Genomic DNA, 13,823 nt, shown 5'->3' on the forward strand with positions numbered 1-13,823 from the left:
GCCTCTCCTCGTGTCTCGTGTCGTGCCTGTCCCGGGCGCCGGGCGGCGCGCGGGGTCCCCGGTGCGGCGCTGCGTGCCGCACCGGACTCTTCTCGCGGGGCGCTACAGCACCTTCGCGAGGAAGTCCTTGGTGCGCTGCTGCCTGGGGGCGCGCAGCACCTGCGCCGGCGGGCCCTCCTCGACGATCTCGCCGGCGTCGAGGAAGACGACCCGGTCGGCGACCTCGCGGGCGAAGCCGATCTCGTGGGTGACGATGATGAGCGTCGTGCCCTCGCGGGCGAGCGTGCGGATGACGTCGAGCACCTCGCCCACGAGCTCCGGGTCGAGCGCGCTCGTCGGCTCGTCGAACAGCAGCACCTTCGGCGACAGTGCCAGCGCGCGGGCGATCGCGACCCGCTGCTGCTGGCCGCCGGAGAGCTGCCGCGGGTACTGCTCGGCGTGCTCGGCGAGCCCCACCCTGGCGAGGAGCGCCCGCGCCGACGCGATCGCCTCGGCCTTCGTCTGCCGCTTCAGCGCGAGGGGCGCCTCGATGACGTTCTCGATGGCCGTGAGGTGCGGGAACAGGTTGAAGTTCTGGAAGACCAGCCCGAACTGGGTGCGCCGGCGCAGCACCTCCGCCTCGCGGAGTTCGTACAGCCGCTCGCCGCGCCGCTCGTAGCCGATGTACTGGCCGTCGAGCGTGACGGCGCCGCGGTCCACGGTCTCGAGGTGGTTGATCGCCCGGAGCAGGGTGGACTTGCCCGAGCCCGAGGGGCCGAGCAGCACGACGACCTGACCGGGTTCGACGGTGAGCGAGACGTCCCGGAGCACGCGGTGGACGCCGTAGGACTTCGAGACGTCCTCGACGACGACGCGGCCGACGGTCGCCGCCGGCCGTCCCGGCGTCCACTGCTCGTCGAAGGAGGGGGCGAGATACGTGGTCACTTGGCACCTCCGGTGCGTGAACGGGTGGCGTCGGCGAGGGCGATGGCGAGCCCGGCGTCGGCCGCGGCCTCGGTCCGCTCCGCCGGCGCGGACGAGGCGGCGGGGGTGCGGTCCGGCGTCCGGGTCCGGGGCGGCGCCGTCGATGCGGTCGGGGGTCCGTCCGGCGGGTCCGCCGCCGCGGCATCCCCGAGTCCGGCCCAGGCGGCCGCGATCCAGCGCCGCGCCCGCTGGATCGGGGTCGGGGGCAGCTCGCGCACGGTTCCGCGGGCGAAGCGCCGCTCGACGTAGTACTGGGCGATCGAGAGCACGGTCGTGATCACCGCGTACCAGACCACCGCGACGAGGAGCAGCGGGATGACCCGCTGGTTCCGGTTGTAGATCACCTGCACGGTGTAGAAGAGCTCCGGCAGCGCCACGATGAACACGACCGAGGTGCCCTTCACGAGGCCGATGATCTCGTTGAACGCGTTCGGGACGATCGCCCGCGCCGCCTGCGGGAGGACGATGCGGAAGAAGCGCACGCGCCGCGGCAGGCCGAGCGCGGCGGCCGCCTCGAGCTGGCCCTGGTCGACGGACAGGATGCCGGCGCGGATGATCTCGGCCGAGTACGCCGCCTGGTGCAGGGAGAGTCCGATCGTCGCCGCGGCGAACGCGCTGACGAGCGTCGTGGTGGGGAACTCGACCAGCCAGAAGTCGGTCGTGAACGGAGTCCCGAGGCCGAGCGTCGGGTAGAGGTAGCCCAGGTTGTACCAGACGAGGATCTGCACGACGAGGGGCACAGAGCGGAAGAACCAGATGTACCACCACGCGGCCGCGTTCAGCAGCGGGGAGCGGGTCAGCCGGAAGACGGCGAGCACCGCGCCGAGCACGAAGCCGATGACCCCGGAGATCGCGGTGAGGCCGAGGGTGAGCAGCAGCGAGTTCAGCACGGAGGGGCTGAAGAAGTACTCCCCGAACACGTCCCACTGCCACTGCGGATTCGCGCCGAGCGACCAGAGGAACTGCAGCACGACGAAGGCGACGAGCGCCGACAGCGCCCACCTCCCCCAGTGCTTCACGGGGACCACCTTCAGGCCGTGGTGGGTGGCGGTGGCGGTCATGCCGGGACTCCTTCGGGTCGCAGGGACTTGCGGAACGCGTGGATGCCGATCTCGGCGGCCGGCTGCGTCTGGTCGAACAGGGGCGCGTAGCCGCTGCGGAGGTAGAGGCGCACCGCCTCGGGCTGCTTCGGCCCGGTCGTGAGGAAGACCGCCGAGTAGCCCCGGCGCACCGCCTCGGCCTCGAGCGCCGCGACGACGGCGCCGGCGAGCCCCCGCCCCCGCCGGTCCGACCGGGTCCAGATCCGCTTCAGCTCCGCGGTCCGCTCGTCGAAGCGGCGGAACGCGCCACCCGCGACGACCTCCTCGCCGCCGCTCGCGCCCGGCTCCGTCAGCACCACGAACGCGCCCGACGGCGGGGCGAACTCGCTCACCGGGTACCGGGCGAGCTCCGCGCTCGCGGGCTCGCCGAAGTCGTCGCCGTAGCGGGCGTCGTACTCGCGCTCGAGGTCCTCGAGCATGGGTCGCGCCAGCGGGTCGTCCGCTGCGACGAAGCGCACGATCGTCTCGCTCATCGCGCCTCCAGGTCGTCATCCGCCGGGGCTCTCCCGGTGCGGTGCCTCGAAGCTAGGCAGTCGCCGGAGCGGGTGCAATCGGCCGGTTCACGGGGTGACCGATACGGTCACCGTCGGTCACGAGGCGCCCCGCGGGCGCGGCATCCGGATGTCGTATTCGTCACGCTTCGACATCGCCCGACGCGGTGGGCCGCCGTGTTACGCCGCGGGTCGCCGGGCGATCGGGATGGCCGGACGGCGGGGACGGCCGGGGAATGGGGATGGCCGGATCCGCTGGATGCCGCGCCCGGCGGGCCTCCCCCGCCGTCGGACCGGGCGCTGCCACACTGGGTCGCGTGCCGACCCGTGTGAACGTAGACAACTTCGCCGCCGCCGAGACCCACCGGATGATGCGCGACCTGCAGCTCGACGCCGGCGGGGTGAACCGGTTCCTCCACAACCGGACCCCGGCGGCCGTCGACAAGCAGACCGTGATCCGCCTGAACCGCGACACGCTCTACAGCTTCGCCGTCGTCGACCTCCAGGGCGGCGCATCCTTCACGATCCCCGAGCACGGCGAGCGGTACCAGTCCGCCATGATCGTGAACGAGGGGCACTACGTGCCCGAGATCCTGCACGACCCGGGCCGATACGAGCTCACGGCCGACCGCTTCGGCTCGCGCTACGTCGTGCTCGCCGTCCGCACCCTCGTCGATCCGAGCGACCCGGCGGACGTCGCGGCGGTGGCCGCGATCCAGGACGGCCTGGCGCTCACCGCGGCGTCGGCGGAGCCGTTCGAGATGCCCGACTACGAGGAGCAGAGCTTCGACGAGACCCGGTCCTCGCTCCTGGCGCTCGCCCGGAACCTCTCCTCGTTCGACCGGACGTTCGGCTCGCCGGAGGAGGTCGGCGAGGTGCGTCACCTCATCGGCACCGCCGCGGGCTGGGGCGGGCTGCCGACGAGCGAGGCGGTCTACGTCGGCGTCGATCCGCGGCTGCCGGTCGGGCGCTACGAACTGACGGTCGGCGAGGTCCCGGTGGACGGCTTCTGGTCGGTCTCCGTCTACAACCGCGACGGCTACTTCGAGCCGAACGACCGCGACGCGTACACCGTGAACAACATCACCGGCACCCGGAACGACGACGGCACGCTGACGATCCGGTTCGGCGACTGGCCCGTCGGCACGCCGAACGCGGTGCCCGTCACCGAGGGGTGGAACTACCTGGTGCGGCTGTACCGGCCCCGCGCCGAGGTGCTCGACGGGACCTGGACGTTCCCGGCGCTGCCGGCCGGCGCCTAGGCCCGGCCCAGCCCCGCCGCGCGGGCCCGGCGCACGGGTCCGGCGCACGCCGTCCGGCGCCCGCCGCGTGGTACCGTGACGGCGCACGTGGAAACGTTTCCGAGCGGGGACCTGGATGAGCACGATTCATGATGTCGCGCGGCTCGCCGGCGTCTCGATCGGCACGGTGTCGCGGGTGCTGAGCGGGAACCCCGCCACCTCGCCGGAGTCGCGCGAGCGCGTGCGCGAGGCCGCCCTGCAGCTCGGCTACACCCCGAACGCGCGGGCGCAGTCCCTCCGGCTGGCGCGCACGGGGGTGATCGGCCTGTCGATCTCCGACGTGCGGAACCCCTTCTTCGCCGACGCCGCGCACGGGGCGGAGCAGGAGGCGCTCGCGGCGGGACGGGTGACGATGCTCGCGAACGCGGACGAGGACTCCGCGATCGAGGCGAGGTATCTCCGGGCGTTCCGCGCGCAGCGCGTGGACGGCGTGCTGATGTCGCCGCAGGGCGGGAGCGCCGACGGCGCGCGGTCGCTCGTCGAGGCCGGGATCCCGGTCGTACTGCTGAACCGCACGCTCGACGGCGTCGACGCCCCGGTCGTGACGTTCGACGTGCGGCAGGGGATCGAGCAGGCGATCACGCACCTGCGGGATCGCGGGCACCGGCGCATCGGCCTGATCGCCGGCCCCGTGTCCGTCTCGACGGGGCGGGCGCGGGTCTCGGCGTTCGAGGCGATCCGCGACGAGCTCGGGCTGGATCCGGCGCCGGAGCTCGTGCAGCTCGCCGACGGGCGGCGCGGCGGCGGTGCGGATGCCGCCGAACGGCTGCTGGAGCTGAGCCCGGCGCCGACGGCGGTGCTTTCATCGAACGCGCTGATGAGCTCCGGGGCCTTCGAGGCGATCCGCGCCCGCGGCGCGGCGGTCGAACTGGTCTCGTTCGACGACCAGGACTGGATGCGCCTGGTGGAGCCGCCGCTCTCGGTGATCGAGCAGGATGCCGCACACATGGGCGCGGTCGCGATGCGCCTGCTGCTCGAGCTGATCGACGGGGGCACCCCCCGGTCGGTGACCCTGCCGACCCGGCTCATCCCGCGCGGCTGACCCGCGCGACTTGACAGCGCGGGCCGGCGGAGGTTAACTCTGTGCAGTCGTGTAAACGTTTCCATGTAAACGTTCACATCCGCTGGGTGAAGGAGTTGCCGGATGAGAGTCGCCCTGGGCGCCGACCACGCGGGGTTCCCGCTGACCGGGTTCGTGAAGGAGCAGTTGACCGCCCTCGGTCACGAGATCGTCGACGTCGGCACCTTCGACGAGACTCCCGTCGACTTCCCCGACATCACCGCCCGCACCGCGCACGCCGTGCTGTCGGGCGCGGCCGAGCGCGGGGTGCTCGTCTGCGGCAGCGGCGCCGGCGCGATCATGGCCGCGAACAAGATCGACGGCATCCGCTGCGCGCTGACGCACGAACCGTACTCCGCCCACCAGGCCGTGGAGCACGACGACGCGAACCTGATCGCGATGGGCGCGTGGCTCGCGCCCCGCGCGCTCATCCGCGACATCCTCGACGCCTTCCTCACGGCGACGTTCGACGACGACGAGGACACCCGGCGCCGCGTGCAGAAGCTCCGCCTGCTCGAGCAGCGCACGCTCGCCGAGTACCTGAACGACACCACCCCCTGACCCCACCACCGCGCAATCGAAGGAGATTGGGTATGACCAGCACGACCAGCACCGCCCCGAGCCCCCTGGGCTCGCCCGACCGGGTGAAGACCGCGATCGCCGCCGCCGTCGGCACGAGCGTCGAGAACTACGACTTCATCGCCTACGGCACCGCGGCGGCCTTGTACTTCGGCCCCGTGTTCTTCCCGAACGAGGATCCGGTCGTCGGCACGCTCCTCGCGTTCGCGACGCTCGCCGTGGGCTTCCTGATGCGCCCCATCGGCGGCGCGATCGGCGGATACCTCGGCGACCGCTTCGGCCGCAAGCCCGTGCTGGTCGGGGCGATGCTCGTCATGGGCGGTGCGACCTTCGTGATCGGCGTGCTCCCCACCTACGCGACCGTCGGCATCCTCGCCCCGATCCTCCTCGTCGTCATCCGCATGATCCAGGGGCTCGCGTTCGGCGCGGAGTGGGGCGGGGCCGTCACCATGGCGTACGAGCACGCCCCGTGGAACCGGCGAGGGATGTTCGCCGCGATCCCCCAGTCCGGCAACCCGCTCGGCATCGCACTCGCCAGCCTCATGTTCCTCGTCTGCGCGAACCTGCCGGGCGACTGGGCCTGGCGGGTGCCGTTCCTGCTGAGCCTGGTCCTCGTCGTCGCGGGCCTGATCGTGCGCGCGCAGCTCTCGGAGTCGCCGGAGTTCGAGGAGGCGAAGGAGACCGGGAAGATCGAGAAGAACCCGTTCCTCGCGACGCTCCGCAAGGACTGGCGGGGCATCCTGCGGGTCATCGCGCTGCGCATCGTAGAGTCGTTCGCGTACTACCTGACGGCGACGTTCCTGCTCAACTACCTCACCACGAACCATCCCGACACCCGCTCGGTCGCGCTCGCCGCGATCACCGTCGCGAGCGTCGTCGCCATCGGCACCACCTTCCTCGCCGGCTCGCTCAGCGACCGCTTCGGCCGCCGCCCGCTGTACATCGCCGCGTGCGTCACCGCGATCCTGTTCGCGTTCCCGATGTACTGGCTCACGAACGACGGGGTGCCGGCGCTCATCTTCGCCGTCTTCGTGTTCGGCATCGCATTCATCCACGCCACGCTCACCGGGGTGCAGGGCTCGCTGCTGTCCGAGCAGTTCGGCACGACCAGGCGCACCTCGGGCGCATCCATCGGCTACCAGGTCGCGGCCTCGCTCGGCGGCTTCGCCCCGCTGCTCGCGACGCTGCTGACCGGCGTGTTCGGATGGCCCGGTGCGGCGATGCTCTACATCCTCGCGGCCGTGATCGGCCTCGCCGGCATCCTGACCGCCCGCGAGACCTGGGGCCGGGCGCAGCGCGCGAAGGTCGCGGCGCAGATCGAGGAGGCGCGGCGCGAGACCGTGACCGCCTGACCGGGCGCGGCGTTCCGCGCGGTCAGGGCACGATGTGCCCGGCCGCGCGGAACAGCTCGTACCACTCGCTGCGGCTGAGCCGGAGGTCGGAGCCCTGCGCGGCGGCGGCCAGGCGGGCCGGCTTCGTCGTGCCGAGGACGACCTGGATGCCGGCGGGATGCCGGGTGAGCCACGCCGTCGCGACCGCGATCGGCTCGACGCCGTACCGGGCCGCGATCCGATCGATGACGGCGTTCAGCTCGGCGTGCTGATCCGAGCCGAGGAACACGCCCGCCGGCCCCTGGAAGGGCGCCCAGGCCTGCAGGGTGATGCCGTGCAGGCGCGCGTAGTCGACGATGCCGCCGCCGTCGCGCACGACGGACTGCTCGTCGGACATGTTCGCGGCGACGCCCTGGGCGATCGCGAACGCGTGCGCGAGCGAGAGCTGGATCTGATTGACCACGATCGGCTGGTTCAGCGAGCGCCGGAGCAGCTCGATCTGGCCGGGCGTGTGGTTCGAGACGCCGAAGGCGCGCACCTTCCCCGCCGCGTGCAGTTCGTCGAACGCCCGCGCGACCTCGTCGGGTTCGACCAGCGCGTCGGGCCGGTGCAGCAGGAGCACGTCGATGCGGTCGGTGCGGAGCGCCTCGAGCGAACCCTCGACCGAGTCGACGATGTGCTCGTAGGAGAAGTCGAAGGCGCTCTCGCCCTTCACGATGCCGCACTTCGTCTGGATGGTGAGCTCGTCGCGCTCGGCGGGGCTGAGCCGGAGCGCCTCGGCGAAGCGGCGCTCGCAGCCGTGCAGCTCCCGGCCGTAGATGTCGGCATGGTCGATGTAGCTGATGCCCGCGGCGCGCGCGGTGTCGACGAGCTCGCGGATCGCGGCGTCGTCGAGGTCCTCGATGCGCATGGCGCCGAGCAGGAGGTTCGGGACCTCGAGGCCCGTGCCGCCGAGCGGGACGCGCTTCACGGACGGCTCGGGGGCGGCGGTGGCGGTCATCCGGGATCCTTCGTTCGGCGGGAGAGCGGGGGCCGCGGTCGGCCCCACCCGACGTTACCCCTCGATCGACGTCGAGCGTCTGCGCTCGATCATCGAGTGGAACGCTCGACTTAATAGAGATCGGTCTCTATTATTGGCTCGGATGCAAGGAGCCCCGATGACCTCGTCGACCCGCCCCCGGCCGGGACCCCCGTGGAGCTGGGGTCCGCCGATCCCCGGCGGGCCGATCCCCGGCGGGCCGAGCCACGGCGGATCGAGCCCCGCCGCTGCCCTCCCCGACCCCCGCACGATCGCGACCCGCGCAGTGCGCACGACCGCGACGCCCGAAGCGTTGTACCTCTGGCTGTGCCAGCTGCGTCGCGCCCCGTACAGCTACGACTGGATCGACAACTTCGCCCGCCGCAGCCCGCAGCGCGCCGATCCGGCGATGACCCGCCTCGCCGTCGGCCAGCGGTTCATGACCATCTTCACCCTCCTCGACTTCGAGACCGACCGCTCGCTCACCCTGGGCATGCGCCCCGGCGCACCGTCCCGGCTCTTCGGCGCGCTCGTCGTGGAGTACCGCATCGACCGGATCGCCGACGACGAGCGTCGGCTCGGCGCCGTCCTGCGGATGCCGACGGCCGGCCGCGCGGCCGCGGCGCGCAACACCGCCCTGGCCTGGGGCGACCTCCTCATGATGCGCAAGCAGCTGCGCGAGCTCAGCCGGCTCGCGGAACAGGAACCACCGATCGGAAAGGCGGCGCACTGATGGGGCGAGCAGCGAAGTACTCGGAGCAGGACATCCTGGATGCCGCGCTCGAACTGATCGCGGAGGACGGCGCCCACGCGGCGACCGCCGTCGCGGTCGCGAAGCGGCTCGGCGCGCCGTCGGGCTCGATCTACCACCGCTTCCCCTCCCGGGACCTGCTCGTCGCCACGCTCTGGGTGCGTACCGTGCAGCGGTTCCAGCGCGGCTTCCTCGACGCGCTCGCCTCGGCCGATCCGGGCATCGCCGCCGAGCGCGCCGTCCGCCACACGCTCGACTGGAGCACGGAGCATCCGACCGAGGCGAAGCTCCTCACCCGGCACCGCCGGGAGGACCTCATCGCGCTCTGGCCGGACGAGCTCGGCGAGGAGCTCCGCACCCTGAACGATGACGTCGCCCGCGCGATCCGCCGCTTCGCGGCAGCGCGCTTCGAGCGCGTCGACTCGGCCGCGCTCGGCCGCACCCGACTCGCCCTGATCGATCTCCCGTACTCGGCCGCGCGCCTCGTCATCCGGGAATCCGCGCAACCGCCCTGGCTCATGCCGTCGGTGCTCGCCGCCTCGGCCGCCGTGCTCGATGCGGATGCCGAGGCGCCCGCAGGCGGCGGGGCCGCGACATGATCGGCGACCGGCTCGGTTCGCTGCTCGGCCGCCGTCTCGCTGCACGGCTCTTCCGCCCACCGAGGAGACCTCACCACCGTCATCCCGCCGACTTCGACCTCGAGGCGAGCGAGGGCACCGTCCGCACCGCTGACGGCATCGACCTCCATGTCTGGCTCGTGCCCGGCCGGGGAAGCGGCACCGCGATCGTCGGCCACGGCATCGGGCTGACCAAGTCGGCGAGCCTGCGCCACGCCGAGCTGCTGCACCGACTCGGCTACCACGTCCTGCTGTTCGACCACCGGAACCACGGTCGCTCGGGGACCGACCGGGCGCGGCGCGAGCTCGCCGATCGGTTCAGCCGGGACATCGCGGCCTGCCTCGCGGCGGCCTCCGAGCGGTGGCCGAACGCCGGACCCGTCGTCGTCTGGGGATTCTCGTTCTCGACCTTCCCGACGCTGTACTCCTTGCGATCCCCGGCGACCCCGATCCAGGCGATCCTCTGCGACAGCGGTCCCGGTCTGGAGCTCGAGCCGATGCTCCGGCGCTTCGTCTCGGACGGCGGCGCGCAGCTGCCCGCCCTCGCCCGCTCGGCGCTGCGCCATCCGTCCGCCGTCGCCGCGTTCGCCGCGACCGCCGTCTCGATGCTCGGAGCCGAGTGGCCGCCGGACGCGAGCGCCTCCGCCTCGGGAACCACTCCGATGCTCTTCCTCGTCGGTACGGAGGACGCGGTGCTCGACCCCGCCCAGGTCCGAACCCTCAGCACCCGCTACCCGCACGCGAAGGTCGCCGAGCTGCCGACCGGCCACCTCCTCGGCCTCAAGGACGCGGAGCCCGAGTACCGCACCGCGGTCGCCTCGTTCCTGGCCGCGCTGAGCAGCCCGCGCCGTGCGGAGGAGCGTCCGGTGAGCCGAGCGCCCCGAGCGGACGCGAGTACCCTGGCGTGCAGCGGAGGGTCGGCCGCCGATGCAGATCGAACCGGCCGCCCGAGCACCTCGGCCACGACCACGGAGGCACGATGAACGACGTACCCGAGATCGCCCCCGCCACCGACCCGACGGACGTCGCGTTCCTCCGACGCTGCGTCGAGCTCGCACGGGAGGGGCTGGAGGCGGGCGACGAACCCTTCGGCTCGCTGCTCGTCGACGCCGCCGGGGCGGTCCGCTTCGAGGACCGCAACCGGGTCGCCGGCGGCGACGAGACCCGCCATCCCGAGTTCGAGATCGCGCGCTGGGCGGCCGAGCACCTCTCCCCGGCCGAGCGTCGGAACGCGGTCGTGTACACCTCCGGCGAGCACTGCCCGATGTGCTCGGCCGCGCACGCCTGGGTCGGCCTCGGCCGGATCGTCTACGCCACCGCGTCCGCGCAGCTCGCGCAGTGGCGGGCCGACTGGGGTCTCGCGCCCGGGCCCGTCGCCGCGCTGCCGATCAACGCCGTCGCCCCGCGGATCCCGGTCACCGGCCCAGCTCCCGAGCTCGTCGACGAGGTCAAGGAGCTGCAGCGCCGGCTCGTCGAACGTGAGGGGTGACGCGCGGTCCGTCGCCCCACCCGCCCCCTGAAACCGCGAACGCCCCCGCAGACTGCGGGGGCGTTTCGAGTGGCGGAGACGGCGGGATTTGAACCCGCGGTCCCCTTACGGGGACTCCACCTTAGCAGGGTGGTGCACTCGACCGGACTATGCGACGTCTCCATGCGAACGCTTGCGCGCACGCGACTGCCATCATAACCCGACGGCCCCGCGAATCACGATTCGAGGGCGCGCGGGCGCCAGCCCTACTGGTCGGCGAGCGTGCGGCCCGCGGAGCAGCGCACCTCGTCGGCCGTCTGCCCGGTGACGTCGCCCGGCAGCGAGCCCGGCGGCGGGGTCGACTCGACCGGCGCGTCGCTCGACTCGCCGTCGGCGGGCGCGTCGCTCGAGTCGCCCTGGGCGGCGACGTCGGCGTTCGGCGCGCTGGACGCCGCCGGCGCGTTCGGGTCGGCCGCAGAGGCGAAGTCAGTCTGGTCGGCGTTCGGGTCGAAGGTGATCGGCTCGTCGTTCTGCAGCGCCTGGTTCACGAGCTCGGCCGACTCCGCCGGCACGACCCCGTCGTCCATGTAGCCGGTCGGGTACTGGATGAACGCGATCTTCGAGAGGTCGACGTCCTTCATCGCCTTGGCGATCGAGATCATGCGCGTCGGGTCGGTGAGACTCGACGAGAGCTGCATGTTCGCGAGCGCGACCTTGGCGATGCTGTAGAGCTTCACCGGGTCGCCGAGCGTGCCGTCGGACTGGAGCTTCCGCGCGAGCGCGGAGAGGAACACCTGCTGGTTCGAGATGCGGCCGAGGTCGGAGCCGTCGCCCACGCCGTGCCTGGTGCGGAGGAACTGCAGCGCCTCGAGCCCGGCGAGCTCGTGCATGCCGGCGGAGAGGTTCAGGTCGGTGTACTCGTCTTCGATCGGCTCGGCCACGCAGACCTCGACGCCGCCGACCGCCTCGGAGAGCCCCGCGACGCCCATGAACTGCACGATGCCCGCGAACGGGATCGTGACGCCGGTGAGCTCCTCGACCGTCTTGACGACGCAGTCCATGCCGCCGTAGGAGAGCACGCTGTTGAGCTTCACGCTCGAGAGCGCCGACAGCTCCTCCGAGGGATCTGCGGGATCGGTGCAGGTGCCGGGAACGGAGACGTACATGTCGCGCGGGAAGCTCACGACCTCGACGTGCGAGTGGTCCTCCGCGATGTGCAGCAGCATCGTGACGTCGTTCAGCACGGCGGTGTCCTCGTCGGGATCGCCGAAGCCGTTGCCCTGCCCCTGGCGGCTGTCGCTGCCGATGACGAGCAGGTTCACGCCGCCCTCGATCGCGCCCACGTCGGGGACGCCCTCGAGCACCTTCTCGCTGTCGAGGGTCACCGTGGGCTGCGCCGAGGCGGCGAGGTCCCACGCCGCGTACGCGGCGACGGCACCGCCGGACACGAACACGACGGCCGCGGCCGCGGCGACGCCCTTCAGGACCGTCTTCCACGCCGCGCTGCGGCGGAGCCGGCCGTGCCGGGCGAGCGAGGGCGTCTTGGCGGAGCGCCGCGAAGTGGGCTGCACGTCGTGAGGCAAATCGCGTTCCTTCCGTCTGCCTGGCTCAAGGGGATTGGACGACGCGGAGGGCGTGGGATTCGAACCCACGAGGCATTGCTGCCCACTGGTTTTCAAGACCAGCTCCATCGGCCGCTCGGACAGCCCTCCATGCCCGCGATCCCGTCGCGGCGAGGACTTCACCTCGACACGCCGGAGACGGACAGGCCCCGATTCTACCGAACCACGTCACCCAAAGCCTGCCATCCGGGCCTGAGAAGGCGCTGAGGCAAGCTCGGATCCCCTGATCAGCCGGCGTTCGCGGTCGAGCAGCGCACCTCGTCGCCGGACTGCCCGGTCACGTCGTCGGGGAGCGTCGGAGGGTCCGTCGCGGCGGCCGTCGCCCCCGCGGCATCCGTCGCCCCGTCGGTCGTCGCCTCACCGCCCGCAGCCTCGGCGTCCGGATCCGGGGCGGCCGGCGTCTCGGGCGCCGGCGTCAGCGGCGCCGTGCCGAAACTGGCGTCGTCGGTGGCGGTCGTGGCGAGCGTGATGGGGGCGTCCGCCTGCAGCGCCGCGTTGATCGCCTCGGCCGAATCGGACGGCACGACGGCCGAGAGGTCCTCCGTGTACCGCGTCGGGTACTGCACGAAGACGATCTGCGAGAGGTCGAGATCCTGCACCGTTCGGGCGATCGAGATGAGCGTCGCCGGGTCCTGCAGATAGCTCGAGAGCTGCATGTTCGCGAGCGCGGCCTTCGCGATCGAGTACATCCGCACCGGATCGTCGAGCACGCCCTCCTCCTGCACCTTCCGCATCAGCGACGCCATGAAGGCCTGCTGACTCGAGATGCGCCCGAGGTCGGAGCCGTCGCCGACCGCGTGCCGGGTGCGCAGGAAGGCGAGCGCCGTGTACCCGGAGATCGAATGCGTGCCCGCGGCGAGCGTCAGCCCCGACCACGGGTCGTCGATCGGGTCGACGAGGCAGACCTCGACGCCGCCGATCGCCTCGCTGATCGCGGCGACCCCGGCGAACTCGACGACCCCGGCGAGCGGGATCGGGATGCCGACGAGCTCCTCGACCGTCTCGGCGACGCAGCCGAGGCCGCCGTGCTGGAAGACGGTGTTGATCTTGACGCTCGACATCGACGACAGGGTCTCGCCCTCCGCGCCGTTCGGGTCGGCGCACTCGGGCACGCTGACCAGCAGGTCGCGCGGGAAGCTCACCACCTCCACGTGCGAGTGGTCCTGCGCGATGTGCACGAGCAGGTTCACGTCGTTCAGCACCGCCGAGTCCTCCTCGGGGTCGCCGAAGGACCCGTCGGCGGGCCGCTTGTCGATGCCGGCGAGGAAGAACGTGAGGCCGCCGTCCATCACCCCGATGTCCGGGATGTCGGCGAGCACCTCCTCGCTCTCGAGCGTGAAGCTCGGCGGCTCCTGGACGTCGTCGTACAGGTCGGCGACGGCGTAGGCGGCGACGCCGAGGGTGGAGACGAGCAGCACCGACACGCCGACGGCGAGGCCCTTCCCGAGCGCGCGCCACGCGCTCGGGCGCCGCTGTCTGCCGTGCCGTGCCGCCATGGCTGCGCTCCCCGGACCGACCAGGT

General features: G+C 72.2%; 14 protein-coding genes and 2 tRNA genes. 8 read left to right on the forward strand and 8 right to left on the reverse strand.

Going from position 1 to position 13,823, the window contains the following annotated elements:
* Positions 1 to 102 precede the first annotated feature (102 nt).
* Genes ROT00_RS11755 through ROT00_RS11765 form a run of 3 tightly spaced genes read right to left on the reverse strand, consistent with a single transcriptional unit; the run spans position 103 to position 2,536 of the window.
* Positions 103 to 924, reverse strand: a complete 822-nt coding sequence (locus ROT00_RS11755; protein WP_404775064.1) for an amino acid ABC transporter ATP-binding protein — start codon at positions 922 to 924, stop codon at positions 103 to 105.
* Positions 921 to 2,024 carry an amino acid ABC transporter permease gene (locus ROT00_RS11760; RefSeq protein WP_404775065.1) on the reverse strand — a complete coding sequence of 368 codons (1,104 nt, stop codon included), beginning with the start codon at positions 2,022 to 2,024 and terminating at the stop codon, positions 921 to 923. The genes ROT00_RS11755 and ROT00_RS11760 overlap by 4 nt, the downstream gene beginning before the upstream one ends.
* Complete coding sequence (locus ROT00_RS11765; RefSeq protein WP_404775067.1) at positions 2,021 to 2,536, reverse strand: GNAT family N-acetyltransferase; 516 nt, start codon at positions 2,534 to 2,536, stop codon at positions 2,021 to 2,023. Before ROT00_RS11765 ends, ROT00_RS11760 begins: the two co-directional genes overlap by 4 nt.
* A gap of 335 nt (positions 2,537 to 2,871) precedes the next feature.
* Between ROT00_RS11765 and ROT00_RS11770 the strand changes: the two genes are divergently transcribed.
* From ROT00_RS11770 to ROT00_RS11785, 4 genes are all read left to right on the forward strand, one after another.
* Positions 2,872 to 3,816 (forward strand): DUF1214 domain-containing protein, encoded by a 945-nt coding sequence (locus ROT00_RS11770; RefSeq protein ID WP_404775068.1) that lies wholly within the window; start codon positions 2,872 to 2,874, stop codon positions 3,814 to 3,816.
* Positions 3,817 to 3,931: 115 nt separating this feature from the next.
* The gene (locus tag ROT00_RS11775; RefSeq protein ID WP_404775070.1) at positions 3,932 to 4,897 is read left to right on the forward strand and encodes a LacI family DNA-binding transcriptional regulator; all 966 of its coding nucleotides are present in this window, start codon (positions 3,932 to 3,934) and stop codon (positions 4,895 to 4,897) included.
* Positions 4,898 to 4,999: 102 nt separating this feature from the next.
* Positions 5,000 to 5,476: an RpiB/LacA/LacB family sugar-phosphate isomerase gene (locus tag ROT00_RS11780; protein ID WP_404775072.1), complete on the forward strand. Its 477-nt coding sequence runs from the start codon at positions 5,000 to 5,002 to the stop codon at positions 5,474 to 5,476.
* Between the two features lie 32 nt (positions 5,477 to 5,508).
* Positions 5,509 to 6,846: an MFS transporter gene (locus ROT00_RS11785; RefSeq protein WP_404775074.1), complete on the forward strand. Its 1,338-nt coding sequence runs from the start codon at positions 5,509 to 5,511 to the stop codon at positions 6,844 to 6,846.
* A 22-nt stretch (positions 6,847 to 6,868) separates the two neighbouring features.
* Here ROT00_RS11785 and ROT00_RS11790 read toward each other — a convergent pair whose 3' ends face one another.
* Positions 6,869 to 7,825 carry an aldo/keto reductase gene (locus tag ROT00_RS11790; protein ID WP_404775076.1) on the reverse strand — a complete coding sequence of 319 codons (957 nt, stop codon included), beginning with the start codon at positions 7,823 to 7,825 and terminating at the stop codon, positions 6,869 to 6,871.
* A 157-nt stretch (positions 7,826 to 7,982) separates the two neighbouring features.
* On the opposite strand from ROT00_RS11790, the gene ROT00_RS11795 reads away from it, so the two are divergent.
* The 4 genes from ROT00_RS11795 to ROT00_RS11810 are packed head-to-tail and all read left to right on the forward strand — an operon-like array spanning position 7,983 to position 10,700.
* Positions 7,983 to 8,576, forward strand: a complete 594-nt coding sequence (locus ROT00_RS11795; RefSeq protein WP_404775077.1) for a hypothetical protein — start codon at positions 7,983 to 7,985, stop codon at positions 8,574 to 8,576.
* Positions 8,576 to 9,193, forward strand: coding sequence for a TetR/AcrR family transcriptional regulator (locus ROT00_RS11800; RefSeq protein WP_404775079.1), 618 nt, complete (start codon positions 8,576 to 8,578; stop codon positions 9,191 to 9,193). Before ROT00_RS11795 ends, ROT00_RS11800 begins: the two co-directional genes overlap by 1 nt.
* Positions 9,190 to 10,194, forward strand: coding sequence for an alpha/beta hydrolase (locus ROT00_RS11805; RefSeq protein WP_404775081.1), 1,005 nt, complete (start codon positions 9,190 to 9,192; stop codon positions 10,192 to 10,194). The genes ROT00_RS11800 and ROT00_RS11805 overlap by 4 nt, the downstream gene beginning before the upstream one ends.
* Positions 10,191 to 10,700 carry a nucleoside deaminase gene (locus ROT00_RS11810; protein WP_404775083.1) on the forward strand — a complete coding sequence of 170 codons (510 nt, stop codon included), beginning with the start codon at positions 10,191 to 10,193 and terminating at the stop codon, positions 10,698 to 10,700. Before ROT00_RS11805 ends, ROT00_RS11810 begins: the two co-directional genes overlap by 4 nt.
* Positions 10,701 to 10,770: 70 nt before the next feature.
* Here the strand turns inward: ROT00_RS11810 and ROT00_RS11815 are convergent.
* The 4 genes from ROT00_RS11815 to ROT00_RS11830 form a co-directional block, all read right to left on the reverse strand.
* A tRNA-Ser gene (locus ROT00_RS11815) sits at positions 10,771 to 10,862 on the reverse strand.
* 83 nt (positions 10,863 to 10,945) lie between these two features.
* Positions 10,946 to 12,250 carry an LCP family protein gene (locus ROT00_RS11820; protein ID WP_404775085.1) on the reverse strand — a complete coding sequence of 435 codons (1,305 nt, stop codon included), beginning with the start codon at positions 12,248 to 12,250 and terminating at the stop codon, positions 10,946 to 10,948.
* A gap of 56 nt (positions 12,251 to 12,306) precedes the next feature.
* Positions 12,307 to 12,391 (reverse strand) — tRNA-Ser (locus tag ROT00_RS11825).
* Between the two features lie 137 nt (positions 12,392 to 12,528).
* Positions 12,529 to 13,797, reverse strand: a complete 1,269-nt coding sequence (locus ROT00_RS11830) for an LCP family protein (RefSeq protein WP_404775087.1) — start codon at positions 13,795 to 13,797, stop codon at positions 12,529 to 12,531.
* Between the last annotated feature and the right edge of the window lie 26 nt (positions 13,798 to 13,823).

The sequence above is a fragment of the Agromyces mediolanus genome (genome assembly GCF_044917495.1).
In the GTDB taxonomy this organism is placed as follows: Bacteria; Actinomycetota; Actinomycetes; order Actinomycetales; family Microbacteriaceae; genus Agromyces; species Agromyces mediolanus_B.